At 45.9% G+C, this 25,146-nt stretch carries 16 protein-coding genes and 4 tRNA genes; 10 read left to right on the forward strand and 10 right to left on the reverse strand.

The window, feature by feature from the left end; genetic code table 11:
* Positions 1-299: 299 nt before the first annotated feature.
* The 7 genes from HMPREF9145_RS06965 to HMPREF9145_RS13945 all read right to left on the reverse strand — a co-directional run bounded on the left by HMPREF9145_RS06965 (position 300) and on the right by HMPREF9145_RS13945 (position 13,195).
* Positions 300-1,883 carry a glycoside hydrolase family 31 protein gene (locus HMPREF9145_RS06965; protein ID WP_036907003.1) on the reverse strand — a complete coding sequence of 528 codons (1,584 nt, stop codon included), beginning with the start codon at positions 1,881-1,883 and terminating at the stop codon, positions 300-302.
* Positions 1,884-2,222: 339 nt separating this feature from the next.
* Positions 2,223-3,977 (reverse strand): hypothetical protein, encoded by a 1,755-nt coding sequence (locus HMPREF9145_RS06970; RefSeq protein ID WP_021825730.1) that lies wholly within the window; start codon positions 3,975-3,977, stop codon positions 2,223-2,225.
* A 12-nt stretch (positions 3,978-3,989) separates the two neighbouring features.
* Positions 3,990-5,132, reverse strand: coding sequence for an acyltransferase family protein (locus tag HMPREF9145_RS06975; RefSeq protein ID WP_021825719.1), 1,143 nt, complete (start codon positions 5,130-5,132; stop codon positions 3,990-3,992).
* Between the two features lie 2 nt (positions 5,133-5,134).
* Complete coding sequence (locus tag HMPREF9145_RS06980) at positions 5,135-6,568, reverse strand: DUF4832 domain-containing protein (protein ID WP_036907005.1); 1,434 nt, start codon at positions 6,566-6,568, stop codon at positions 5,135-5,137.
* Between the two features lie 138 nt (positions 6,569-6,706).
* Entirely contained in the window at positions 6,707-8,278 is a 1,572-nt protein-coding gene (locus HMPREF9145_RS06985; RefSeq protein ID WP_021825708.1) for a RagB/SusD family nutrient uptake outer membrane protein, read from the reverse strand.
* A gap of 20 nt (positions 8,279-8,298) precedes the next feature.
* Complete coding sequence (locus tag HMPREF9145_RS06990; RefSeq protein WP_155945287.1) at positions 8,299-11,493, reverse strand: SusC/RagA family TonB-linked outer membrane protein; 3,195 nt, start codon at positions 11,491-11,493, stop codon at positions 8,299-8,301.
* Between the two features lie 259 nt (positions 11,494-11,752).
* Positions 11,753-13,195 carry a DUF7833 domain-containing protein gene (locus HMPREF9145_RS13945; protein WP_052026750.1) on the reverse strand — a complete coding sequence of 481 codons (1,443 nt, stop codon included), beginning with the start codon at positions 13,193-13,195 and terminating at the stop codon, positions 11,753-11,755.
* Positions 13,196-13,534: 339 nt separating this feature from the next.
* On the opposite strand from HMPREF9145_RS13945, the gene HMPREF9145_RS07000 reads away from it, so the two are divergent.
* Both HMPREF9145_RS07000 and HMPREF9145_RS07005 read left to right on the forward strand, forming a co-directional pair.
* Positions 13,535-14,911 (forward strand): hypothetical protein, encoded by a 1,377-nt coding sequence (locus tag HMPREF9145_RS07000; RefSeq protein WP_021825741.1) that lies wholly within the window; start codon positions 13,535-13,537, stop codon positions 14,909-14,911.
* A 48-nt stretch (positions 14,912-14,959) separates the two neighbouring features.
* Positions 14,960-15,718 (forward strand): toxin-antitoxin system YwqK family antitoxin, encoded by a 759-nt coding sequence (locus tag HMPREF9145_RS07005; protein ID WP_021825753.1) that lies wholly within the window; start codon positions 14,960-14,962, stop codon positions 15,716-15,718.
* Between the two features lie 299 nt (positions 15,719-16,017).
* Here the strand turns inward: HMPREF9145_RS07005 and HMPREF9145_RS07010 are convergent, their stop codons facing one another.
* The 3 genes from HMPREF9145_RS07010 to HMPREF9145_RS07020 all read right to left on the reverse strand — a co-directional run bounded on the left by HMPREF9145_RS07010 (position 16,018) and on the right by HMPREF9145_RS07020 (position 20,717).
* Positions 16,018-17,253: a hypothetical protein gene (locus HMPREF9145_RS07010; protein WP_036907009.1), complete on the reverse strand. Its 1,236-nt coding sequence runs from the start codon at positions 17,251-17,253 to the stop codon at positions 16,018-16,020.
* Between the two features lie 36 nt (positions 17,254-17,289).
* Entirely contained in the window at positions 17,290-19,464 is a 2,175-nt protein-coding gene (locus tag HMPREF9145_RS07015) for a TonB-dependent receptor plug domain-containing protein (protein WP_021825654.1), read from the reverse strand.
* A gap of 314 nt (positions 19,465-19,778) precedes the next feature.
* Positions 19,779-20,717, reverse strand: a complete 939-nt coding sequence (locus HMPREF9145_RS07020) for a ribose-phosphate pyrophosphokinase (protein WP_007135930.1) — start codon at positions 20,715-20,717, stop codon at positions 19,779-19,781.
* 340 nt (positions 20,718-21,057) lie between these two features.
* Between HMPREF9145_RS07020 and nspC the strand changes: the two genes are divergently transcribed.
* The 8 genes from nspC to gldE all read left to right on the forward strand — a co-directional run bounded on the left by nspC (position 21,058) and on the right by gldE (position 25,144).
* Complete coding sequence (gene nspC, locus HMPREF9145_RS07030) at positions 21,058-22,221, forward strand: carboxynorspermidine decarboxylase (RefSeq protein ID WP_036907011.1); 1,164 nt, start codon at positions 21,058-21,060, stop codon at positions 22,219-22,221.
* 108 nt (positions 22,222-22,329) lie between these two features.
* Positions 22,330-22,402: transfer RNA gene (locus HMPREF9145_RS07035), tRNA-Gly, on the forward strand.
* Between the two features lie 46 nt (positions 22,403-22,448).
* Positions 22,449-22,530 (forward strand) — tRNA-Leu (locus HMPREF9145_RS07040).
* Positions 22,531-22,556: 26 nt separating this feature from the next.
* A tRNA-Leu gene (locus tag HMPREF9145_RS07045) sits at positions 22,557-22,640 on the forward strand.
* Between the two features lie 28 nt (positions 22,641-22,668).
* Positions 22,669-22,741 (forward strand) — tRNA-Gly (locus tag HMPREF9145_RS07050).
* A gap of 27 nt (positions 22,742-22,768) precedes the next feature.
* Complete coding sequence (locus HMPREF9145_RS07055; RefSeq protein WP_007135933.1) at positions 22,769-23,314, forward strand: hypothetical protein; 546 nt, start codon at positions 22,769-22,771, stop codon at positions 23,312-23,314.
* A 51-nt stretch (positions 23,315-23,365) separates the two neighbouring features.
* Positions 23,366-23,803 carry a single-stranded DNA-binding protein gene (locus HMPREF9145_RS07060; protein WP_007135934.1) on the forward strand — a complete coding sequence of 146 codons (438 nt, stop codon included), beginning with the start codon at positions 23,366-23,368 and terminating at the stop codon, positions 23,801-23,803.
* An 18-nt stretch (positions 23,804-23,821) separates the two neighbouring features.
* Positions 23,822-25,144 carry a gliding motility-associated protein GldE gene (gldE, locus tag HMPREF9145_RS07065; protein ID WP_021825762.1) on the forward strand — a complete coding sequence of 441 codons (1,323 nt, stop codon included), beginning with the start codon at positions 23,822-23,824 and terminating at the stop codon, positions 25,142-25,144.
* The last annotated feature ends 2 nt before the right edge of the window (positions 25,145-25,146 follow it).

The following is a 25,146-nucleotide window of genomic DNA, read 5'->3' on the forward strand; positions in this document are numbered from 1 at the left end:
CACAATTATTTGAAATAGACAAATAATTGATTATAAAAATATTAAAACAAAAGAAAATCTTTTGTCTTACACCAATAAAATTATTATAATCTACACTAATTAACACTCAACTTTCCATTTACAGGTGCAAAATTAAAAAAAATATATAATATAAAGCAAGAAAATGAAAGAAATTGCATCTATAGATTGTAAAAATGTTGTTTCATTTACAAAAATTACTTAGATAAAGAGAAATAAAATGGGAATTAAGTCTTTGTAGATAGGTTCATCAAACCTATCTACAAAGATTGGATAAAAAATCACTTTATTCGCTCGAAATAAGGCAAGCGTGAGAGGGGAACTTGCTGTTTGATGACACGATTGCCACGCCAGACGCGGCCTTGGTCGTCACGCCAGCGGCCGGGAGGCAGGATAATCGTGCGTGAGGTGCCTGATGTTGTCATCGGAGCCACCATGAGTTGGTGGCCAAGCATGAATTGGTCTTTCACGTTGGCATAGCCGTGGTGGGGAAATTCATATTCCAAGTTGCGCACAATTGGCTCACCTGTGCGCGCAGATTCAAGTGCACAAAGTGTGATATATGGCGATTTCATGACATGAAGACGGGCCATGTTGCGCACAATTTCTAAGTTTTCTGCACTTAGAATGCGCCATGGGGCCACCGAAAATTGCATCATGGGCATGAGGGTATGCACTTGGGTAGAGCGCACAATGAGTTCCTGGTCGAACTTATCGGCATCAATGTTGAGGAAGGAGGCAAACGAACCACCGCCTATCATGTCGGGATACGCAAAGCCATAGCCCAGCAAACCTGCCGAAATCATATCGGGAATGAGTTGCTGAACGGCTTTCCACGAATATTCTTTATCGCCTAAGCGCTGCACGAGTGGGCGGTTTCCCATTTGCCAACAGGCACGATATTCGTTGAAATTAAAGCGACATCCTAACTCAGCCCAGCCTTTTGTCTGGTCAACCGAACGTGCGCCATGAACAAACGGACGCAAATCGGCGCGGTCATAAAACGTGTTATCGCCTCCATCGAATTTGAAACCATCGATTCCATAGTCGTGCATCATCTTGCGAAGTGTCTTTTCCAAATAGTCAAGGGCTGCCGGATTGGTAAGGTCAAAGCATGCACTCTGCCCATTCCACCACTGAATGATGGCTGGGTTTCCGGTGGCATCGCGCAGCAACAGCCCCTCTTTTGCCAACGCGCGATATTCAGGACTGTCGGCAGATACAAACGGACTAATCCACAACATCACCTTAAAGCCCATGTCATGTAGGCTGTCGACCATGGCGCGTGGATTGGAAAAGCGTTCTTCTTTGAAGTCAAAGTTGCCATAATAGCGCTGCCAGTTGTCGTCAATCATCAAGATACCGGGAGGAAATCCGTTGTCGATGATGTGGCGAGCATAGTTTAAGATGTCGGTCTGATTTTGGTTATACATCAGTTCTATCCACGTGTTGTATTGCGGATTTGAAAAGAAGAGCCCGTCGGGCAGTTTGTTATCGGGTGGAAAATGCTTTCTCATCACACCAAGATAGGCATCGCGCAAGGTCTTTCCTTGCTGCTTAACGCCCACCTTTTCATAGCGTGAATCAAGGTGAATGCTGTTGTTGTTGACCGAGAAGATAAAGGGATTATCGCTCCAAATGAAGCGTCCTTGGTCAGAAATGAGCATCCCCGACACCTGGTTGTTGGCATTTTGGTTGGAAAGATCAAAGGGGGCAAGCGATGAAAAGGGCATCGCCGAGCCAAGCGCTGTTGCTCCTCCCCACCACGCTTCATTGGGAAGCATGGGAATATCGGTGCGCTGTTGGGCCTGCAATGACGAGCAGAGTAGTCCCATGAGCAGTAAAAAAGAATAACGTAGGTGCATGAATATGAAATAAAATGTTTTTTCTTTGAGCATTATAAGTTTCCGTCGGCATGACGATTCAGATGTTCTTGCAGTGGCAGTTCAGCCTCCTTGTCCGAGCCGTTGAATGCCTTTATTTTGAAAATGGCAGTTCATCTGAAGGCTCGGAAAGTCAGCTTTTGCGATAAACAGGTTTTCCAAGATGTGGGAAATGCACTTTTTGTTGTCGGCAAGTCATCCACGTGATGGGAAAAATCGTTTTCGTTGCTGGCAGACTTTCCGCGGGGTTGGAAAGGCGTTTTTTGCTTTTGGCTAATCATCCAACCCCAGGGACGCGTCTGTTTTGTGTCGTTTTACCGCCTATTCTGCCACGAAATCCATGGTGAAATGACTGTTTCCTTTCGGTGAAACCACGCCATTTGCAGCCACGTTTATGCCGTCTTTCAAGTTGATGACAACCTTATATTTTCCTGCTGACGTAGGAATGAGGAAACCATCAGTGCCCGTGCGTACGGGAGCGGGGAAGAAACTATTGGGCAAACGATATTTATGTCCGGTAGAAGGATGCACAACATAGAAGGCCACATCACCTCCCCAACCGAAGTTATAGAAGGTACCTTCGTAACGATTGCCCGTTGTGTGTACCACCGGCAGCACGTTTTCGTCAGACCATACCACAGCCGTTGAGTTCTTTGTGGGTGCCCAACTCCAGCCATCCATATACAAAACATCGGGATAACCGCCTACGGGGCAGGCATAGAAGGCACCGCTAAAGATGTCCATGCGAACATAATATGCGCCGCTGTTGCCCTTTAATGTCCACGTAGCGTTACCGCCTCCGTTAAACAAATCGGGGTTGCAGGTGTAGCCAGACAAGTCAAAGTCTGACGTGATTTTCTGTCCCTTTTGCAGTGTCATCGTGCCTTCATAGATGTAAGATTCACCTGCTTTGAGATGCAATTGCTGTCCACAGAAGCCGATAGCAGGCGTTGCTACCGTGCCATTTACCGTCACTTTATCGTTTGCAAAGACTAAGGATTTGCCACTACCCGTAATTTCTACGCTCGTGCAAGTGCCCGAAGTGAGATTTGCTTTAATGGTAAACGCACCGCCGGCAGTGAGGTGGAAGCTCTTCGATGCATCGTCAGTAGCCGACTGAACAAGCTTATGTCCGTCCCAAAGGATGTAACCATTGTGGCCACCTTGTTTCAAACGGAAGTTGCCTGCAGCCGTTTGGCCCCACATTCCCACTTCAGGATTGTCGCCTTCTGGGGCAGTCCAGGTGTAGTATGTGTCGTTTTTGCTTTCATATCCGTGCATGCGCATCTTTGTTTTCTCGGTTGTTATCTCGCCATCTTGCCAGTGTCCTGAGATGGTTCCTAAGATATAGTAGCAGTCTGTCGTGGGAAGCGGTTTCCAAACATGGCGCTCACCAAAGGAGAGTTCAAACGTTTTAGGATTGAAAGACACTGTAAACGAAGACTCAACGTCGCCACCTATCGTGATAGAATCATTGGCCATTGAAGCAATTTCGCCATTTTGCGTTCCCCAATAAATGCCGTTTTTGCTCGTTGTTGTAGAGATAATGGCTTTCACTTTGGCAGGAAACAGCTGCTCGTTGGGCGTAGTGAAGACCTCGCCTTGCTTGGTTAGTTCGATAACATTGCCGTTGCCGAGAATGAGATTCAGCGTTTCAAACGTAGGCGTTGATACGGAAGGAATCGTGAAAGTCTCTACCGTCTCGCCATTGCGTGTGTTGTCTAACTTCGCCACCAACAGCAAATCGTCGGTCGAAGCATTCTTAGGCAGTGGTATTTGGATGTTGTCATCCATGCTAAACTGCTTGCCGAGCAACATCTGATACTTTGTAGTCAGGGTGTCACCCTTGCTGTTTAACAACAGCAGTTCATAGTGTTCCAGGTTGCGTTCATCGGTTAAGAGGCCCGTGATATCAATCTTGTCACCATATTTATAATTATCAGGCACCACCATAAGGTCCATTTCTGGCTTTGGTCCTGTTTTGTCTTTAGAAACAAATTTGTCGTCATTGTCGCTGCAACCCATTACACACAGCATTGCTGTTGCAAGGACAAGATAGCTTATTTTTTTGAACATAATCAATCGGTTTTATGCTTTTATGAAATAGTTTAATTTGAACATCAGCTTCAAAATGAGCAATACCCACACCCCTTGCACGGCAACCAGCAACACACGATGATAGTCGCCAAGCCATTGTTGGAAGCCAAAGAAGATAGAGTCGGTGATAGAATTGAAGTCAATGTGGTCGCCAATATAATACGCAGCCAGTGAGTTCATGCCATAGTATCGCAGCCACATCCAGCCTTTTCTGCATCCCTTCACGTCGATGATGTAATAGAACAAGCCCATCAGGATAAAGCAAATGCCCCCTGAAAAGAGGGTCATGGAGCTCGACCAGATGTGTTTGATGATGGGAATCCAAGGGTGCATGCAAAGCGATACGGCAATCATGGCCACACCACCAGCAATGAGCCAGTAGAACTTTTGCATCGCTGTGCGCTCACTTTTCAACAGATAGCCTGCCAAAGTACCCAGATAAACCGTCACGATGAAGTTCAGAGAACTCATAATCCACGTATAATGATAGGTGGGATCCCAATGCCATTGGTTGCCCTGCCAAATCACTCCATCGCGGAAACGCCCTAACACCGCGCGGTCGATGGCCTCGCAAATGTTGCTGTCGATGGTGAAATCGAAGTTTCCCCAAATGGCAAAGATGGCGATATAGGCCAAGAACGAGAGGCTCACTGCAATGATTTGCGTGCGCAAAGAGCAGAAAACATAGAGGAAAGCCACGGCAACATAGCCCACTGCAATGCTTTGAAGGGTGTTGGAATAGAGGTGTAGTTGTTGCAAGTCAAACGCCAAAAGGTTGCCTTGACAAACCATGCCTAAGATCCAAAGCACCACAAAGCGTTTCAAGATGCGGCGGTAAAAGCTGCCATCAATGCGCTCTCCACGCTTGTAACGTGCCATGGCAAACGGAATCGTTATGCCCGACATGAACATGAACAAGGGCATGATGATGTCCCAAAAGCAGAAGCCTTCCCACGGCAGATGCAACAGTTGACCCATGATAAAACGGCCAACTGTTCCTTCGGCAGGCTGCATTGTCTCGAGCGCTTTGAGCAAAATGGGCTGCACCAACACGAGCATTGCCAAGTCTGCTCCACGCAAAATGTCGAGCGAAAGCAGTCTGTTTGGCTTTTGAAGTGTAGTGTTTGACTCCATCGTTACTGCTTAATGAATTTCACAGCTGCCGTACTTTGTGGTGCTGTGCCCGTCTTTTCAACCTTGATAGTAACACCAAGATTGTTGTAACCTGTGGTTGCTTCCCACATCTCTTTATTGGCTAAGCGCACCGCATAGTCGGCTCTTGCAGCGATAGAAGGCTCTGCGTCGGGCAAGAAGAGCAACAACTGGTAGTCGCCTGCAGGGATATCAGCCGGCAGTTGCACCTTAGCCGTGAGATTGGTCAGGTGACGTGGCTTCCAGGTTCGTGGGTCATCAGGCAGGGTTGCAATGTAAGTAGCATCCTTTGAACGCAGGATGAGCTGCACTTTACGTGGATTATGCATTGCTGCAAAACCGATGTTATAGATCGAAAGGATAGCGTTGAGGTCGCTTCCCGGTGTGAGTTGGGTTGAATATTTACCGCGCATGAGCACCAAGCGATAGCCTAAGTTCATGCGAATCTCATCCATCACGCCGTCTTTCTCCCATTGTTTCAACACCACGCGGTCGTAACCATCGTGCAAGAACGACCAATGCAGCGTCTTCAACTCGTCTAAAGCTGCCTTGCCGCGACTGGGAGGAGTGGTTGACGAGGGACGCGCCGTCTCACCGCCAATAGGAGTATAGAGGCCTTCTTGTGCCAAATAGGCTTTGTCTTTCGCTACATCCTCATAGGTACCCATGTTGGTTTCATCGGCCATGAAAGCGTCGTTGTGGTGCGCAATGCGTGCCTGCGGACTATTTTTATAGGCGGTTGAGGCATCAAGTGGCGTCTGAATGGCCGTGAAATTACGCTTATAAGCCGGTGTACGCACTTGAACAAAGCGGTCGGTAGGCAGCACCTCCAACCATTTTGCCAACACTTCATTGCGTGAGGCATTGTTGTTCAGGCCATTGGAAGAGTAATACCATTCGCCCCAAGCACCGATAAAACCAGCCTGTACGCAGGCAATGACGTCCTTGTCTTTGGTCAACAGCGGTTTCAGTTGGTCTAAATGTTGCTTGATTGTCACCATAGGTGCATCGGCTTCATCCTTAGATGAGGTATAGGCAAAACGCAGAATCGCCTTCATTCCGACCTTACGCACGGTGGCTAAATCGTTATCTATCTTTGCCAAATCAGCCGTTGTGAGGGCCTGATTGCGTCGGTCTTTCAGATAATAAACAATCTGAACGAGCGACTCCTGTTCGCTTTTAGCCGTTTTAAGCCGTGATTCTGAGAGGGGAGTAGCCATGTCGCTCTCCACCATGACATACATACCACGTTCAGGATTGAAGAAGTTTTCCTTTGAAGGTGTGTATTTCACTGTTTCCAACTCAACCTTTTCCTTGTCGGGAGTGGGGGTAGGTGTCGGCTTATCGTCGTCACTACTGCCACAAGCCATCATCGAAAGCGACAGCAACAGCACCGATATGTTTAAGAATTTATTCATTTTTTCGTGTTTACTATGATTCATTTTATGTGTATATGTTTTGCGTTTGTCTTGGCGTTTACGCTTTGTTACTAAGCGCATGAGACAGGTTTTCATGGCCTGTTGCAAAGGCATAAACGCCAAGATTCGCCGTTTTGATTAGTAGCCGGGATTCTGTTTCACCAAGCCTTTGCCATCGGTAATCACCTCAAGTGGCAGTGGATAAATCTCTTTATATTCCTCTGCATAAGGCGATTGGTTAATGGTTTTCACCAAAGGCACAAGGCGATGATAGCGAATTAAATCCGAACGATATTGTCCATTCTCACACCAGAACTCGTGCCAACGCTCTTTCAAGATGGCATTGAGCACGTCTTCGGCTGTTGGATAGTCGGCATAGCTGAGGTTGGGCAAGCCTGCACGGTTGCGAACGACATTCACATTGTCGATAGCCTCATGCAAATCGGCTGTCGAAGCCCCTTGATGCATGCACAATCCTTCAGCCAATGAGAGATAAACATCGGCAAAACGGAACAACACGATATCGATATCGGTGAATCCTCCCGAGCCTTTCACGCCTGTGTCATAGCCAATCTTCAAAGGAATTGGGCCAGCTGCCAATGGCGATTGAGGCGTATTGCGGTCGATAATCGTGCCATCCGAACTCTTATATGAGGTGACCAGTCCTTGACGGCGAGTGTCACCGGGTTCAAAAGAGTTGTAGAAATACCACGTACTGGTAACGGTTCCCCAGCCAGAACCCATGCCATGGTCGGCATAGTTGGTGGGAAGCACCATCATGTGCCACTGGTTTTGGGTTGGTCCTTCATAGGTACAAGGCAGTGCAAAGATGATTTCCTTGTTGCCAGCACCTTGACCTCCGCGTGCAAACATAGCGTTGTAATCGCTCTGTAGGGCATAGCCATACTGCGATTCCTTTAGTTCTCGTGCCAATTTGATAACCTTGTCATAGTTTGATTTGTCGCCATGTGTGAGGCCTTCTGGGTACTTATAGTCGCCCGTTTCATGCAAATAGAGGCGAATCAACAGCATCTTTGCCAAACCACGGCTAAAGCGTCCATACTCGGTATTGCCCGGAAGAGGAAGGTGTTCGCCAGCAAAGAGCAAGTCGTCTTCGATGAATTTCACCATCTCAGCGCGCGAAAGTCGGGGCAACGGCTTTTCGGCCAAGGGATTTTTCAATACTTCCAATGGCGCAACGGCCAACGGACCATACATATCATAAAGCATATAAGAGAGGAAAGCACGTGCACAGCGCACCTCAGCTTCATACTTTTGTTTTGTGGCTTCATCGAGATTGCTGTTTGCAATGTCGTCAAGCACAAGCGTACAGCGGCTAATCTTCTGCGAATATCCCCCAGAATATTGCTTGCTTCGTGTGTAATAGAACCACGTAATGCCTGTAGTCTCAGGGAAATAGTTTAGTTCCGAGCACTTCTTTTGTTCTCCAAACGTTCCCGTTAATATCCCAGTGGTGGCATCATTGAGGAATTGTATGCCGCGTTCTGAGGTAGAGAACATGCCATCCCACCAGCTTCCGCGCAGAGGATAATAGCAAGAGTAGACTAACGACTCTATATCGCTCTCGGTTTTCGGGAAGTTTGAGGGGTTGATTTCAGCGTAGTCGACCGGCTCTAAGTCTGAACAACTGTTGAAAGTCATTGTCGCACAAGCCAGTAACAGTGCAAATATATAGTTATTCTTTTTCATTGTTGAATGCGTTTAGGGTTTTAGAATGTGATATTTACTCCAATACTATAGGTGCGTGCGTTAGGATAAGCCGCCGTATAATAGTCTGTTTCTGGGTCTAAACCCTTGTAGGGAGTGAGGCAGAAGAGGTTACTTGCACTCAAAGAAAGGTGTATACGTGAGATGTATTTCGTCTTTGCAACCCACGCTTTAGGCATGTTCCAGCCGAGTGTGATATTAGAAAGGCGCACAAACCATGCATTCTGATAATACCAGTCGCCGTGGGTGTAGGTGGTGTTCCAGCTATTGAAGGAGCAAGGATACTTCGTTGAAGGGTTATCCCAGGTCCAACGTTTCTTGATAATCGTTAGTGCATTGTAGCCATATTGAGCCAGTTCGCCTCCACCAAGGCCATAAGTCATCTCCGTGGGGTCCTCCATTCGTCGGTCAAACATACCGTTAAGTTGGAAGCTTAGGTCAAAGTCCTTATAGTTAAAGGTGTTGACCATGCCGGCCATCCAACCCGGATCTTGAGACCCAATGAGTTCAACATCGGCATCATCAATCTTTCCATCGGGGCCACCTGTAAGGATAAAGCGTCCGTTAGCGTCTACTTCGGGCTGACCATTTGCATCACGTTTATAGCCGTTGAGGTCTTTGATGACCAACTCTCCAGGGCGAAGATCGGGCTGAGCTGCCGGTACTGCCTCGCCAATCTGCAAGATGTGGTCGGCACGACGCGAATAGATGGGGCGTATAGGGTCGTCAACTTTCTCATAGACAGCAGGCTTCCAATCGGGTGTACGCTCTTTCCAGCGGTCCTTATATGTAGTGAAAGTGAGGTTGGTTGTCCATTTGAAATCACGTGTTTTGACGTTCGTGGTGTTGATAGTGATTTCTAAACCCGTGCTCTGTGTCTTGCCAATGTTCGCCATTACGCTTGAAATGTCGTGGTAATAATTCAGTGGTTTGTAGTTGAGCAAATCTGAAATCACACGATGATAGAACTCTACACTTGCCAAGATTCGATTGTTCAGGAAGCCAAAATCGAGTCCAAAGTTCCACTCAGTTGTGGTTTCCCACTTCAAGTTTGGATTCTCCAATTTGCCTTGGAACACACCAATGAGTTGCGTGTTATCACCGCGGTTGTAGGCGGGTTGAGCATAATAGCTTGCAAAGGCATTAGAACCAATGTCCGAGTTACCCGTCTGTCCCCAGCTGAGGCGCATCTTACCCATGGTCAACCACGATGCAAGCGGCTTCATGAATGGCTCTTCTGAAAAGGTCCAGCCAAGGGCAGCAGAGGGGAAGTAGCCCCATTTGTGGTTCTTGGCAAACACAGAAGCGCCGTCGGCACGGAAGGTTCCAGTGAGATAGTAGCGGTCTTTGAGGATATAGTTTACACGGAAGAAGTAGGACTCCATCTTGTTTTTAGAACACCCTGAGCCTACCGACTTCGTGCCAACACCGGCATTCAGGTTGTTGTAGATAAAGCCGTCGGTCAGGAAGTTGTTGTTCCCTGCGTTTGAAGACTCTACATTAAACTGTTCGAAAGATGTTCCGGCAAGCAGATTTAGCTTGTGCATCTCCTTGAAAGTCTTGCTATATGTGGCAGTCGCCTCAAGCAAATATTGGTTATTGTCGGTGGTATAGATGTTGGCATTGCCTTGAAGATCCTTTCCCGACAAAGTTGTTTTAGGCTCATAAGTCTTACGACTGATGTTGGCTCTATCAAGGCCTGCGTTGAGTTTCAGCATCAAACCATCGAGTGGGCGGGCTTCAACATAGATGTTACCGAGCAATCGGTCAGTGCGTCCTTGGTCTACATTGTTGAGCAGAGAGTAGGGGTTTGGCTGCGTTCCTAATAGGGGATTGACAGGATAAATCTTTCTCACGGGGTCGTAAGCCAGGATGTTTGGTCCCATCTGTACAGCCGAACGGATGATGCCCGACTTCTCATATTGTTTTGATCCCAATTGAGTGTTGTCGTTATCAATGCGTGTGAGCGTCAGGTTTACACCGGTTTTGAAGATATTTAAGAAGCGCTGATCAATGTTACTCTTCACGGTATAGCGCGTCATTCCCGAGTTTTTGATGATACCTTCATTGTCATAGTAGTTCAAAGAAATCATATATTGTGTGTCCTTTGAACCGCCCTGAATGCTAAGGTTGTGCTCTTGAATGCGGCCGTTGCGCGTAATCAGGCCCACCCAGTCGGTGCCCTTGCCAGCTGCTTCGATTTGAGCGTCGGTGTAAGGACGTGTATATGCCAAGCCACTCTTTGGTGCGGCAAGTGCCTCTTCGAGTGTTCTTGAACCCCAAGGACCAACATTGTTTTCCCAAATCCAATATTCCCAACTGGCTTTGTTCTTCTCAATCATCCAGTCATGTAACGATAACATGTCATACTTATCGCTGTAACGCTGGTAACTATAGTTGTATGAATAGTTCACAGTCGCCTTGCCTTCGCGTCCGCGTTTGGTGGTAACAATAACCACACCATTGGCTGCACGTGCACCATAAATGGCTGTAGCCGAAGCGTCTTTCAACACTTCTATGCTCTCCACATCATTCGGATTGAGGAAGTTGAGCACGCCCTGCGTTCCAGGATCCATGCGGTCGTTGTTGCCCTTTTGCTGGTCGAGTTTAGCAATAGGAAAGCCATCGACAATATAGAGTGGGTCGTTGCTGGCGTTCACCGAACCTGCACCACGGATGAGAATGTCAAGACCGCCACCAGGTTGTGCCGAGTTTTGGCGCACATATAAACCTGCTGCCTTACCTGCAAGCATGTGGGCTGCCGAGGCAACACCGGCTACTGCAAGGTCGGTTCCCTTGACACTGGAGACTGCTCCCGTAAGATCGCGCTTCTTCATTGTGCCATAACCAACCACAACCACCTCGTCAAGTCCCTGCGCATCCTCTGTCATGGTGACACGCATCGCATCGCGTGCCTTCACGGTTTGGGTCGCAAAACCTACATAAGAGATCGTGAGGGTGTTGCCGGGGGTAACAGTGAGCGTGAACTTTCCGTCGCCATTGGTGATTGTTCCCGACTTTTTGCCGTGCTCAACCACGGTCGCTCCCACGATGGGTTCGCTGTTGGCATCGGTCACAGTGCCTGTAATTGTGCGTTGAATTACTTTCGATGACTGCTGCTGTGCCATCATTGCTTCGTTGATGTCGGCCACTCGATGACCCTCCAAGGGGGAGGCCATGAGACTTAAAGGTGCCATCAACAACAAGGTGGATAAAGAGAGATGCATTATAGGCATACGTCTCTTACCATGTTTAGAGTTTTGTAGCATATTATTTTAAGTTAATATAGATATGTCTTCGTTGATTTTTAGTTACAATTCCGTCTCACCTTTATGTGGCTTCTACACTGCTTTGCGTTGGTTTTAGGCCATGGTCAATCATAGTTGCTTGTTTATGGCTGTTTACCTTACATTGCCTCCCTGCATCACATCTCATAATATTGTCACACACTTCGCCTCATACGCGGCCCACATTGCGGCCCACTTGTCGTGTGGGCGCATGGCCGCAGCCTTGTTCCGCCTGATGGTTTTGCTCGTAAAAGTGGTTTTGATAGGCCATGAAGCGGGCGCGTGTGTTGCTGCCGGGACGCATGAGGTTGGCCAAATAGTCTTTGGCATCGGCGGCACTGCGCATGGCTTTCCCATGCATTTGACAGTAGTGCCAGAACCAGTAGAGGAGGTTGCGGCGCAAGGTGGGATTCTTGTATACGGCGAGATTGGCCATGTGTTCGAGGCTGGCCATGTAGTCCTCGTCGTGATAGAGTAGGGCGAGCAACTCACGATTAATGCTTAGCGGGGCCGAGGGGGCTGTAGTTGGGGTCTCGGCAGCGGGCTGCTGGGCCTTGGTGGCAGGCGGAGTGGGCGCTTGAGGGGCTGTTGTGAGGTCGGGAGCCGCTGTGCTTTTCGCTGCCTTGCCATTTGAGTGCAGTGATGTTTTAGCGTTGTCAGTCAAGGAATTTGTTGCGTTTTTTACACACTTCACCGCTGTTTGTTCCCGTTTGGCAGCGGCTGCCGAAGCCTGTCTAATCTTTTTGCGCAAGGTGTTCACGAAGGCATTTGACGATGGCGTGGCCGCTGTTGTCGATTGGGCTATTGTCGATTGGGCAGCGGGAATGGTTGGCGAAGATTGGGAATCAGCGTCGGTGCCGGCGTCGTTTCTGGCATTTCTCACGACAGAAGCACTTGATTTAGGCTGCAATTCAGCCTGTTTTGCATCGTCATCTGTGGCTTTTTCTGTCTTTGTTGCAGCTGTTTTAGCCTCTTTGACAGCCGACTTTTTCTTGCCACAACAGCGCCTTTGTGCTACCTTTGCCGTTGAGGGTTGAGCCATGGCGGAACAAGCCTTCTTGGCATCAGCTTCCAACGACTTATTCTTTTCAAAAACATCGGCGGCGACGTCGAACTTTTCTACTTCTTTTTCTTCGTCTTTTATTTGTTCTTGTTCTTTGTTCTTGTTCTTAGAAGGGTTAAGTTCCTGATTATCAGACGCCTCATTTGTTAATTTATCTAAATTTATTTTTGTTTTCTCTTTTTTTGTAGAATTTTCGCGGAAAAATTGAGTTAAATACGGACTTGAAAACACCTGGTTTCCGGGTTCGATAGTGAAGAGCGAAGGAAAGTCGCCAATGAGCTGCAAGATGAAACTTTTGTGGCGGTGGCAGGCACGTGCAATGTCGCTCACAGCATATATCGGTGCGCGGCAATCGGTACGGCGTTCGACAAGAAATTTCATGATATAAATCACGATACCCCAGCCTTCAAGACCATATTTTTCTTTGACAACAGTCATGTCAAAGTTATTAAGCATTTCAAGATCTAAGCGCACAAATACGTTTGTTCGCTTGCAGTTGCGGAGCATTGGGGATGCCGCAGTCCCTTGTTGGTTTGTATGCTTTACCATGATGAACGGGTTAAAGATTGATTATCCTGAATAATTTGTTTACAATCGCTATGTTGCCACGGCGCGTGCCGAATGGTTTCAGGCGGTCTCGCGTGGGGGGATAGCTTCTGCAAAGATACAAAATCTCACCCCGCGTTTGCAAGTTTTTGAGGAGGAAAAACGGAGGTTAGGCGGCGTGTATCATACGATTGTATCACATAGGCCATGATTTTAAGACAATTTTCGCAAGAGCGCGAGGCATGAGAAATGATTTTTTAGGTCGGAAATTTGGATGTTTTCAAAGAAAGTCTTACCTTAGTGCCGCTTTTTAATATTTGATAAAAGTTATTCACTCAACGCATGACAAAGAAGATAAAACCTATAAAGTGCCCGCAGTGTGGCAGTGAAAAGTATGATGAAATAGGCGAAGAGAAGTTTCGTTGCAGGAATTGTGGCACGGAATTCTTCCTTGACAACGACGATATCAACATCAATGTCAATCATCATTACAACTTCGACTCGGGGCAAGCAGATAATTATAACCCATTTGGTGCAGAGAGAAAAAAGTTTATAGCGATAGCTTTTGTCCTTTCTTTTCTGTTCTTGTTTGTGATTATCAAACAGCTACTCTTCTCTCCTTCAAATAGTTATGACTACCTTGGAAGCAAGGCTGATTCAATCACTGTGGATGAAAACTATGAACAATATGCGTTGCTGAGTCATAAGAATAAAGCCTATATCGTTTATTTTTCGCATCGAAATTATCTCTCCTATAAGTATGAGGACAATCCAAAATATGTCAATGGCTATTACATTGGCTTGCGCGATGTGAAGACAGGTGAAGTCGTTAACGAGAAGTTTCTGGTTTCAAATGAGAATGCAGACAAGCAAGGTTACAAGGAATATGAAACGGATTTGCAATATTTCTATCAGGCAAAGAAGTTCTATCTCATTGTGGGTGGCCACTATGTATATAGCATCGACCCCGCAAACTTAGAGATAAAGAACATCACAAAGTCTATGTTTGAGGGTAAAAAGGTGATGGAATCGGGGTTCTCTAAAATTGATTTTATCGATAAAGACAATGGAGAGGGCTTCTTGGTGAACGACATTAAGGCCATACCTTATTATTATTTCCCTGCCACCAACAGGCTTTATGACGATGCAGCCTTTTCTTATGCGTGCATGCTTCCACCGAGTGAGTTGCATGGAGAGATGCGCGACTCGACGACATACTTCTTGAAAGTGTATAAGTCTAACGCCAATTCAAACGAAGATGGGTTGCTACAGGTGTGGCATCTAAGCTTTGTTTTCCACAATGGCGACCCGCAAGCATTAGACGATTACCTTTATAGGAGTCAGATATACCCTGAAAGAATGGGGTATCGTTCACTCAGTTTTGGGCCTTCTACGGATAAGATTGAGGGCTTCTATGGTGCACTTCCTTTTGCCGACAACGAGTATATCTTGCTTTCTTTCAATCCAAATGTCACGACAAATTCCAATACTATCTATCAGTTGCGTAGCACTCGCGGCGGTGTTTTGTGGACAAAGGCGGTGCCAGCAAGTGTGATACGCACCGAATGTGCTGTGCGCAGTGGAAACAAAATATGGGTGATGTGCAGGACGGATGCTTCAAATGGTTATCATAAAACACTCTATGGCTTTGATATCAAGACTGGACAGGTGGAGCGAGGTAAGGATGTTATAGATCGATATTCATTCAAGCCAGAATAAAAAATGTTGCCCTCAACGCGGTTAAAACAATAAAAATATAAAGCAACAATGAAGAAAATATTGTCAGTATTAGTGCTTTTGTTTGGGTTTACCACCCTTCAAGCGCAAGAGAAATACATGGAACACGATGCCGACGGCAAGCTACGCGTGTCGGGGTTTATTGATAAAAAGACCAAAAAGCAGGTGGGACATTGGGTCACCTACGGGCAAAACGGCCTGAAAACCAGTGAGGCCGACTATGTGAATGGCGAGAAAGATGGCCGTGCTTACGAGTATGATAGCTTCGGACATGTTAATCTTGTCGAGACCTATCGCAACGGAATATTGGATGGTTTGTTTCTACAATATCATGATTCTGAAAGTAAGAACGCGCAACCTAAATTGTATGTGCGCTCCTTCTATCGCGATGGGCAGAAAGAAGGCTCGGAGATTGTCTATGAAGTCAATGGGGCTATCCTCCACAAACGCCGCTATAAAGCCGGTTTAATGATGACCGACACGAGCTATGTGGGCAATAAAGTCTATTACACCTCACTGAGAAAGGTGTCTGATCCCGATAGTCCTGATGGCTATCGCTATAAAGAGGTGGTGGAATCTGCCCCTTATGGTGTTGCCCCTTCGGCTCCCACGCATTATGGAAACGTGGCTCCGAGACGCACACCACGCACAAACAAGCCGGTAAAGGCAGCCCCCAAGCGGTCTGCAGCGCCTAAAAAGGCTACTCCGGCACAGACAGAACCGACGCCGAAACCAACGAAAAAAGATAAGTTGCAGGTAGGCGCTGATGGCTCAATCAAGTTGGGATAAGGGCAAAGTATATTGAGTTCTTACCCAAAAATGATTTTAGTGGGGCTGTATTTCTGTGTAAATGATACCAAGAAAGCAAAACGAGTGGCGAGTTGTTTCCCGCATTCAAAATATTAACCCGAGGTAGCCTAAACTGTTGTTTGGCAACCTCGGGTTTTCAAAACCTCAACGCGTAGTGAGTTGTTTCTTATAATTCTCAAAGTGGGATGTGTCAACTTTCATCGTGAGCACATCAACTTTTCCTTATACTTTTGATGAAGAGGAGCGCTCTTCTTAGGCTTTCCAAAAGCTGATGGCCATTATTCAAAGCTGTGGAAGAAGCTTGGGTTGCCTTGAGTTTGAATCACAGGGCCAGCCACCTCTTTTGTTTTGGGGTTGTAAGTGTAGAAACCTGTTGCCTTCTTATTGGCACTTCCAAACACAATCAGGTCTTTATATTTGGCTACAGCGATACCTTGTGGGTTAGAAATCTCCGTGTTTTTGATGACACTTAGTGTTCTTTGCTTCAAGTCTATGACTACAGGAAGGTTGGAAAGCGTGAGGTATGGATTGTCCAGGGCATGAGGATCTAAACCCAACGAGCTGATATAGGTATAGACTTTTCCGTCTCCTGCATACATCACTGTACAGATATAGTCGGCATGTTTCGTTGAAAGGCCACTCACTTCTGTTTGATCAAGGCGTATAGAATAGTTTGGATCAATGTCGGTTGAGCCATTCTTGATGCGTGCAATGCCACCATGCAATTGAGGAAGCATGCCAAATGACCCCATACAATTGAAGTATATGTCTTTGTTTTCGTCCATAAAGATAGAGCCAGCATCAATGGGTCGTGTGGCAAAACACATGCCTAAGCTTTCATTTACGATATGTTTCTCTACCTTATCTGTCTTGGTATCAATCATGGCAAACTCTAATTTGTTGGCCGTAGGCATGAATTGGGCATTCATTTGGCTAAGTCCTACAAAGAGTTTTCCGTCGCGTATAATCATGGCAGCAGGTGAAACATTCGCTCCTTTTTGGGCATAGCTGTTGAGATCAATGTCTGCAATCTTCTTCATTGTCGTTGGATTGAACACCATCACAATGCCTATACCTTGCAAACTCACATAAGCCTTTTCCTTATTCAATTCAACAATGTTACAAGCTGCGGCATTTGCAGGAATCTGAAGTGCTCCTTTCTTCAGCCATTCACCTTTTTCGTTGAGATTATAGCATTTGATTTCAGCTTTCGTATTGCCCATGTAGTCGGGAAAAGCATAGATGTTGTTCGACTCAGTTACGATAGGTGTTGAGCCAAATCCAACGGGAATAGCGTTTGTGTTGCCGTAAGTGCCTGGCAGAAAACCAGGTAACGCTTGCATATAGACATTGCCACCATTGCCTTCGGGATTAGTAATGCCGGCAGCAAAAACTACACCTTTGAAACTGCCCTCACCGCCTTTGGGTGCAGGAGGATTGTCATTGCCCTTGTCACATGAAATAAAGAGTGACGCCAAAAGGAGGGCTGAAAGAGATAATTTGAAAATTTTCATCATTAAAATGATTATTAGTAATATAATATAAAGTTTCTATTTTAGTAGGTATCTCACCTTGAATGCGAAGTATCTTCCGGGTAGTGGACGATTAAATTCGGACACAATGTGGCGATTAGCCAGGTTTTTTATCTTGAACGTAAATACCCATTGGTCATCGTTTAGACTGTGTTCTATGGCAGCATCCATTGTAAATGAAGACGGAATCTTCTTATCCTGATAGCGACTCACTTCAAAATCATAGTAGAATTGATGCACATAAGAGGCATCGAAGAACAAACGAGTGTTTTGATTCTTGCCTCCGAAGAGGTTTTCTTTATGATATTCAGCTCCAAAGTTACCCATTAGATAAGGTATATTGGGTATTCGCTTCATATAAGTGGGGTTTTCTACTGCCGTGCCTGGATTCATTTTGCGCACATCGCGTAGGTCTTGATACGTTCCATTGGCATAAAGATAGACCGAAGAACATACATCTGCTTTCACATCTAACTCTATTCCACGTGTGCGAACGCTTCCAAAATTGCGATAACGTGCCATTGTTGGAATCAAGTCGGGGGTGAATCGAATCATGTCTTTGAGTTGATTGTAAAAGCCATTAAATTCAATTTCAACCAATCCTCCATTCTGTTTGATATGCCGATATATCATGCCCACATTCACTCCCGACGTGCGTTCGGGTTTCAAGGCAGGCGAAGCGAGGATAGAATAGCCATTACCAATGAGCTCTTCATTGGTTGGAATGCGCACTTCTGAATTGAAAGAAGCCTTCACCATCCAGTCATTTGTCAACTTATATCGCATGGCATCATTGAATCCAAAATAAGATTTCGACACGCTCACTGGTTCTGGTGCGCTGACAGAATAAACGTTTATGGAGCGCGAATGAGAAGAAAACTTGTAGTTTTTCAGCGTAAACGCATTTTGAAAGCGGCTTTCAAAGAGCGTTAAATCATAGGACAAGGCTAAGGTTAACGTGTTCATGCGGCTTGGGAAGTTAGATTGAAAGCCCAATGCTTTGTCCATTAACGGGTCTTTGGGACGTAGTGAATTTCGGTCGAAATAAACGTTTAGATTTACACCATGATGCTTGTCTATCGTGTATTCTAAATTGAGTTTAGACGTCAATTCTTTTGAATGGTTGTTTCCATCCGAGGGATAATTGTTTTGTTCTCCACCATAAGGAGAGACCGGGGGTAACTTGTTGCCATCCCAATCATAGCGGTTCATGGCCTTATCACATAGGCCATACCTGCCAATTGCATATCCGATGTTGAAGTCAAAGTCAAGTCCGTCTAAGAAAAAGTTCTTTCGTTTCAGCGTGAGTGCAGTCACCCCAATGATAGAATGGTTATAAGCCTCGCGCACATCAAGGTCGATTCCTTGTATCTCTTGACGTGTTTTGAGAAAGATTAGCTCCCATTTCATTTCGTCAAACCACCATTTCGTGGCCTTGAGTGACATTCCTGTCATGATTTTCTTAAAGGTGTCATGGTCTCTTTCAACCATTCGGTTGCCTACATTGGATAGCAACATCTTGTAGTTGTTCTTTGAAAACGAGAAAGCGCCACCTATTCCAAATTGTAATCCACTTTTTTTATCCGTTCGCTTAAACACTGTTGACACCTGATGGGTATTGAAAGAACCCAGTTCATAGGAGAAATCGAAGTACACAGGGGGGTATTCTTTCGTCACCACATTTACGGCTCCACCTAATGCCGCACCACCAAACTTATAAGGAACAATGCCTTTATACACCTCAATGCGTTCTATCATGTTGGTAGGAATGTCGTTGAGTGTTACAAAGTTATTGAGTTGTGACATTGGGGTTTCATCGACAAACATTCCCATTCGCTTTCCTTCCAAGCCGCGAAGAGAAATGCGCGAGGCACTCCCTAAGCCTCCGGTGTTGCGGATAGTGACGCCAACGGTGCGTGCAAGGGCGTCATTGATGTTGGATGCTGTGCCTTGTAACTGGCGCTGACCAATGACAGATATGGGCATCGCCGACTCCTTTAGTTTCCTAATTTCACTACGAGCGGTCACCGTAACCTCTTTGATTACCACCGTCGTGTCTAACGTAACAGGCTGTTGTGCAAAGGCATTAACCCCAAGAAATAGGCCTAAGGCAATCAAACGACTTCTTCTTTTGGAGCGTGAAAGTGGTGAATGTACATGGTTGAAGGGTTGTTTTTTTCTTGTATTGTCCATTAAACTTTTCGTTGATATGGTTTTTAATGATTTGTAGTATATGTCTCTAATATTAGTTGTACATGATGTGGACAATGCAAAAGTAAATAAAAATGCAATGTAAACCAATACCTATTTTTCGGTAAATTGTTATGAAAAAGGAGGTCATCTCTACTGATTCATTGCGTGAATAGGCAGAGATTGCGTGAGGAAAAGAGGGGAAAAATAGCGTTGAAAAATATTAGGCGAGTTGTGGTTTACGGAGGGATAGAATTAAAAAAGCGGAGAGATGCATGGTGCATTTCTCCGCTTGATGTCATATAGGAATTTTAATCTTATACCAAATATTGTGATGAGATGCTCTCGTTGTCTACCACACGGCGAATGGTTTCGGCAAACATGTCGGCAACAGAGAGTTGTTTTACCTTTGCACTGCGGTGAGAGTAGGGAATAGAGTCGGTGAAGATAATCTCTTCGAGGGCTGAATTCTGCACACGTTCTGAGGCCGGACCGCTCATGACGCAGTGGGAAGCACAGGCGCGTACAGTCTTTGCACCGGCTTCTTTCATGATGTCGGCAGCCTTGGTAATGGTGCCTGCTGTGTCAACCATATCGTCGACGATGACAACATTCTTGTCTTTCACGTCACCAATAATCTGCATTGTGGCCACGACATTGGCGCGAGCGCGAGTCTTGTTGCATAGAACGAGTGGGCAACCTAAGTATTTTGCATAGGTGTTGGCACGCTTTGAGCCACCTACGTCAGGTGAAGCGATGACGAGGTCTTTTAGATGTAGGCTTTGCAGATAGGGCAGAAGGACGCCTGATGCATAGAGGTGGTCAACGGGAACATCAAAGAATCCCTGAATCTGGTCAGCGTGTAGATCCATCGTGATGACGCGGTCGATGCCGGCAACACTCAGTAAGTCGGCCACAAGTTTTGCGCCGATGCTGACACGAGGCTTATCTTTTCTGTCTTGACGTGCCCAACCAAAGTAGGGGATTACAGCGATGATGTGACGGGCAGAAGCGCGTTTGGCTGCATCAATCATCAGCAACAGTTCCATGAGGTTGTCTGAATTGGGGAAGGTACTCTGTACTAAGAATACGTCACGGCCACGGATTGACTCCTCATAAGACACTGCAAACTCACCATCAGAGAACTTTGTTACCACCAAGTTTCCAAGTGGACAACCTAAGCTGGCACAAATCTTTTCTGCAAGGTAGCGTGTGTTTGTACCCGAGAAAACCAAAAAAGAGTTATTTTCACTCATTTCTATTAGTGTTTATATTAATAAGTTTATTTGCTGTTTCGTTAAGAATCGGTGTGTGGGAGAATCGTTTTCAGGGTTGGATATGGCCCATTTCAAACGATTATCCCCTTGTGTTGTAGGGTTCAAATAAGTTGTTTGGAAGAAGCAAAGAGCCTTTATGCCCTTGTGGAGCATCGGCAAGTGTCGCGCTCTTTCAGTGTTTGTTGTGGGGCTTTCCAACCAAGTGGGCTTCATTGCGTTTATTCTTTGATGATGCAAATGTATGAAAATTCTATCAAACAAGCAATTATATCCGCGTAAAAAGTTACCTTTGCATCACGAACTTTTATTTTTAGGAATGATGAAATTAAACCTCGATACATTTTCAGGGATTAGTAAACCGATATATATTCTTGAGGAAGCGCGGTTGCGTCGCAATCTAAACCTTATTAAAGATGTGGCGCGTGAGGCTGATGTTGAAGTGATTTTGGCGTTCAAGGCCTATGCGCTTTGGAAGACCTTTCCCATTTTTCGGGAGTATATTCGTGCCACAACAGCGAGTTCTTTGTCAGAAGCTCGGTTGGCTTTTGAGGAGTTTGGCAGTAAGGCGCACACCTTTTCTCCGGCATATACCGACTATGAGATTGACGAGATTGCCCGCTTGTCGAGTCATCTTCAGTTCAATTCGCTGACTCAGTATGCGCGTTATCATGAGCGGGTGCGCAAAGAAAATGCCACCATTAGTCTTGGATTGCGCATCAATCCGGAGTATTCTGAGGTGGGAACCGACCTTTATAATCCTTGTGCTCCAGGCACTCGGTTTGGTATTACGGCCGATAAGTTGCCCGAAACGCTGCCTGCTGACATTGAAGGTTTCCATTGTCATTGTCATTGTGAGAGTGGGGCGGAGACCTTTGAACGCACCCTTCAGCATATAGAAGCAAAGTTTTCGCGGTGGTTTTCACAATTGAAGTGGATTAATTTTGGCGGTGGTCATCTCATGACACGCAATGATTATGACACGATGTTGCTGGTAGATGTGCTGCAAAAATTCCGCCAACGATATCCTTGGTTGAAGGTAATCTTGGAACCAGGAAGTGCATTTGCCTGGCAGACGGGCCCCTTGGTGAGTCAGGTTGTGGATGTGGTTGAAGACCGAGGGATAAAGACTATTATCCTGAATGTTAGCTTTACATGCCACATGCCCGATTGTTTGGAGATGCCTTATTTCCCAGTTGTGCGTGGCGCAAAACACATAGCGCAAGACGATCACCATTCACCTTATATATATAGGCTTGGTGGAAACTCATGTCTTAGTGGCGATTTTATGGGTTATTGGGAGTTTGATCATGCACCGCAAGTGGGAGAAAATGTGATTTTTGAAGACATGCTGCATTATACAACGGTGAAAACCAATATGTTTAATGGCATCTCTCATCCCGCCATTGGTATCGCTCGTCTTGATGGAACGCTTGAAATCTTGCGCGAATATGGTTATGAAGATTATCGTGAGCGAATGGATTGAGGTCGATTTGTGATATTTTCTTCAAAAAAACGCAGTAAAAGTTTGCTGATTAAAAAAAAGTCTTACCTTTGCACCGCATTTAGAGAAATGCTCCTGCAAAGGATAATTGCGGAAATAGCTCAGTTGGTAGAGCACGACCTTGCCAAGGTCGGGGTCGCGGGTTCGAGTCCCGTTTTCCGCTCATACATTCTGAATATAACATTAAGAAGAATGTTTCTTCGATGCCTGCCCAGGTGGCGGAATTGGTAGACGCGCACGTTTCAGGTGCGTGTGTTTCACGACGTGCAGGTTCGAGTCCTGTTCTGGGCACATTATTCAGAATGCATTTACATGTCGGAGAGGTGGCGGAATTGGTAGACGCGCTACTTTGAGGGGGTAGTGTCAATTGTGACGTGGGAGTTCGAGTCTCCTCCTCTTCACACGTAAATAAGGCTTTTTTATTTCTCTGCGGAAATAGCTCAGTTGGTAGAGCACGACCTTGCCAAGGTCGGGGTCGCGGGTCCGAGTCCCGTTTTCCGCTCTTTTTCTAAGGGAAACATACACATCAATGAATTTATATTTAAGATATTTTGATCGCGAAACGCTTGTTCCAAATGTGGAAGAGGCGCTTGATTTTTTAAGCTCTATACCCGAAATAGGAATGAATCCGGATTTAGAGGCAGACATACGCGACTATGTTGCCAGTGATGTTTGCTATCCGAAACGTTATAAAGTGCGTCAACGTGTCTACTTCATCATTATTAAAACAATGGCTGCTACGATGGCTGATTTCAAAGAGAAGAAGGCTGTTCGCCCCGTTGCTCCTGTCATTGATAAGCATGAATTGGCTGCTTCGGCCATGACACGACTCACTGAAATGCAGCCGGGATGGTATGAAGGTACACTTGATTTCAAGCGTGTTGTCATGGTTCCTACCACAGGCAAGCACGAATATCGCGACACTCACTTCGTTGCTCAGTGCAAAGCTAACTCTGGACAAGATTGTTATGCCCGAATCGTTGACTATCTGCGCAGCCGTGTAGACAGTCGTTCGCAATTCCCTTCTGCCAAAGGAAAGAACTTTCATTTCAAGTATCTTGGCATGTGGAAGTAGGCTTTTGCCGCATGATTTCTGTCATTTCAACCCTTAAACTCATAGACAACGATGAATAAAGTGATGCTCATTGGAAACGTTGGAAAAGAACCCGACGTGCGTTATTACGACCAAGACCAGGCGGTGGCTACGTTTTCATTGGCCACAACAGAGCGAGGCTACACGCTGCAAAATGGTACTAAGGTGCCCGATCACACCGATTGGCACACTGTTATGGCGTGGCGTGGCTTGGCAAAAATCGTTGAAAAGTATGTGCATAAAGGGGATAAACTCTATATAGAAGGCCGAATCCGTTACCGCAGTTATGACGATCAGAAAGGTCAACGACGCTTTGTTACGGAGATTCTTGCCGAGAATATGGAGCTGCTTACCCCCAGACCTGTCGCTAATGAAACGTCTGCTGGACAATCAACTGCAGCCGATCAAACGCAACAAACCAACCAACGGGAGGCTGAAAACACGCCCGATGACGGAGGTTTACCATTTTAGTAGTTAAAAAAACAACTTTTGGATATTACCACTTTTATTGAATCTTTTGCAGATGTGACGTTCCAATCGCCTTCGATTGGCGTCGTTTTCTGTATGCTGCTGACAGTAGTTTTATTGTTAGCCTCGGGATTTGCCAGTGGTTCTGAAATCGCTTTCTTCAGTCTTTCGCCCTCCGATATTTCAGAACTTTCACCCGAACACAATGTGAAAGACCGCAACATTGACATCCTTTGCGAGGATAGTGAGCGCACACTTGCTGCTATTCTGATTACAAACAACTTCATCAATGTGACGATTATCATGCTTTGTAATCTGATTTTCAACTCAATTGTGCACTTCGGACCTAAGGCGCAATGGCTTGAATTCATTGTGTTGACGGTGCTGTTAACGTTTCTGTTGCTGCTCTTTGGCGAGATAATGCCCAAGGTTTACAGCCGACAGAACGCACTGAAATTTTGCCGTTTTGCCGTTGGAGGTGTGCTCTTCATTCGCAAACTCTTTTGGCCTTTAGAGACGATTCTCATCAAAAGTGGCGTCTATGCCGAAAAGATTATGCAGCAAAAGAACCGCCAACTCAGTGTGGATGACCTTGAACAGGCGCTTGAACTCACCGACAAAGACGATATAAAAGACGAACAAAGCATGCTGCAAGGCATCATTCGCTTTGGCGACGAGACGGCCAAAGAGGTCATGACCTCAAGACAAGACATTGTGAATCTTGACATTCGAAGCAGCTTTTCGGATGTCTTGAAGTGTATTGTTGAGAATAATTACAGCCGCATCCCTGTCTATCAGGACAACAGCGACAATATTCGAGGCGTACTTTACATTAAAGACTTGCTGCCTCATTTGTCAAAAACCGACGCCTTCCGCTGGCAAAGTCTCATCCGTCCGCCTTATTTTGTGCCCGAAACGAAAAAGATTGACGACCTGCTTCGCGAGTTCCAAGAGAATAAAGTGCATATCGCCATCGTCGTAGATGAATATGGTGGCACGAGCGGTTTGGTCACTTTAGAGGATATTTTGGAGGAGATTGTCGGCGAAATCAACGACGAATTTGACGAAGAAGAGAAGTTCTATACGAAGCTAAACTATAATACATATATCTTCAAAGGCAAGGTTTTACTGGCTGATTTCTGTAGGATTCTGAATCTTGATGACGACGAATTTGATGAGGTTGAGGGCGATGCTGACTCGCTTGCTGGCTTACTTTTGGAGTTGAAAGGCGACTTTCCAAGCGCTCATGAGAAGATAGAATATGAAAATTTCACGTTCGAAATCCTCTCGATAGAAGAGCGTAGAATCGCAAAAGTGAAGGTTACGATTCACCAAAAAAACTAAAC

The sequence above is a fragment of the Segatella salivae F0493 genome, assembly GCF_000477535.1.
GTDB classification, from domain to species: Bacteria; Bacteroidota; Bacteroidia; order Bacteroidales; family Bacteroidaceae; genus Prevotella; species Prevotella salivae.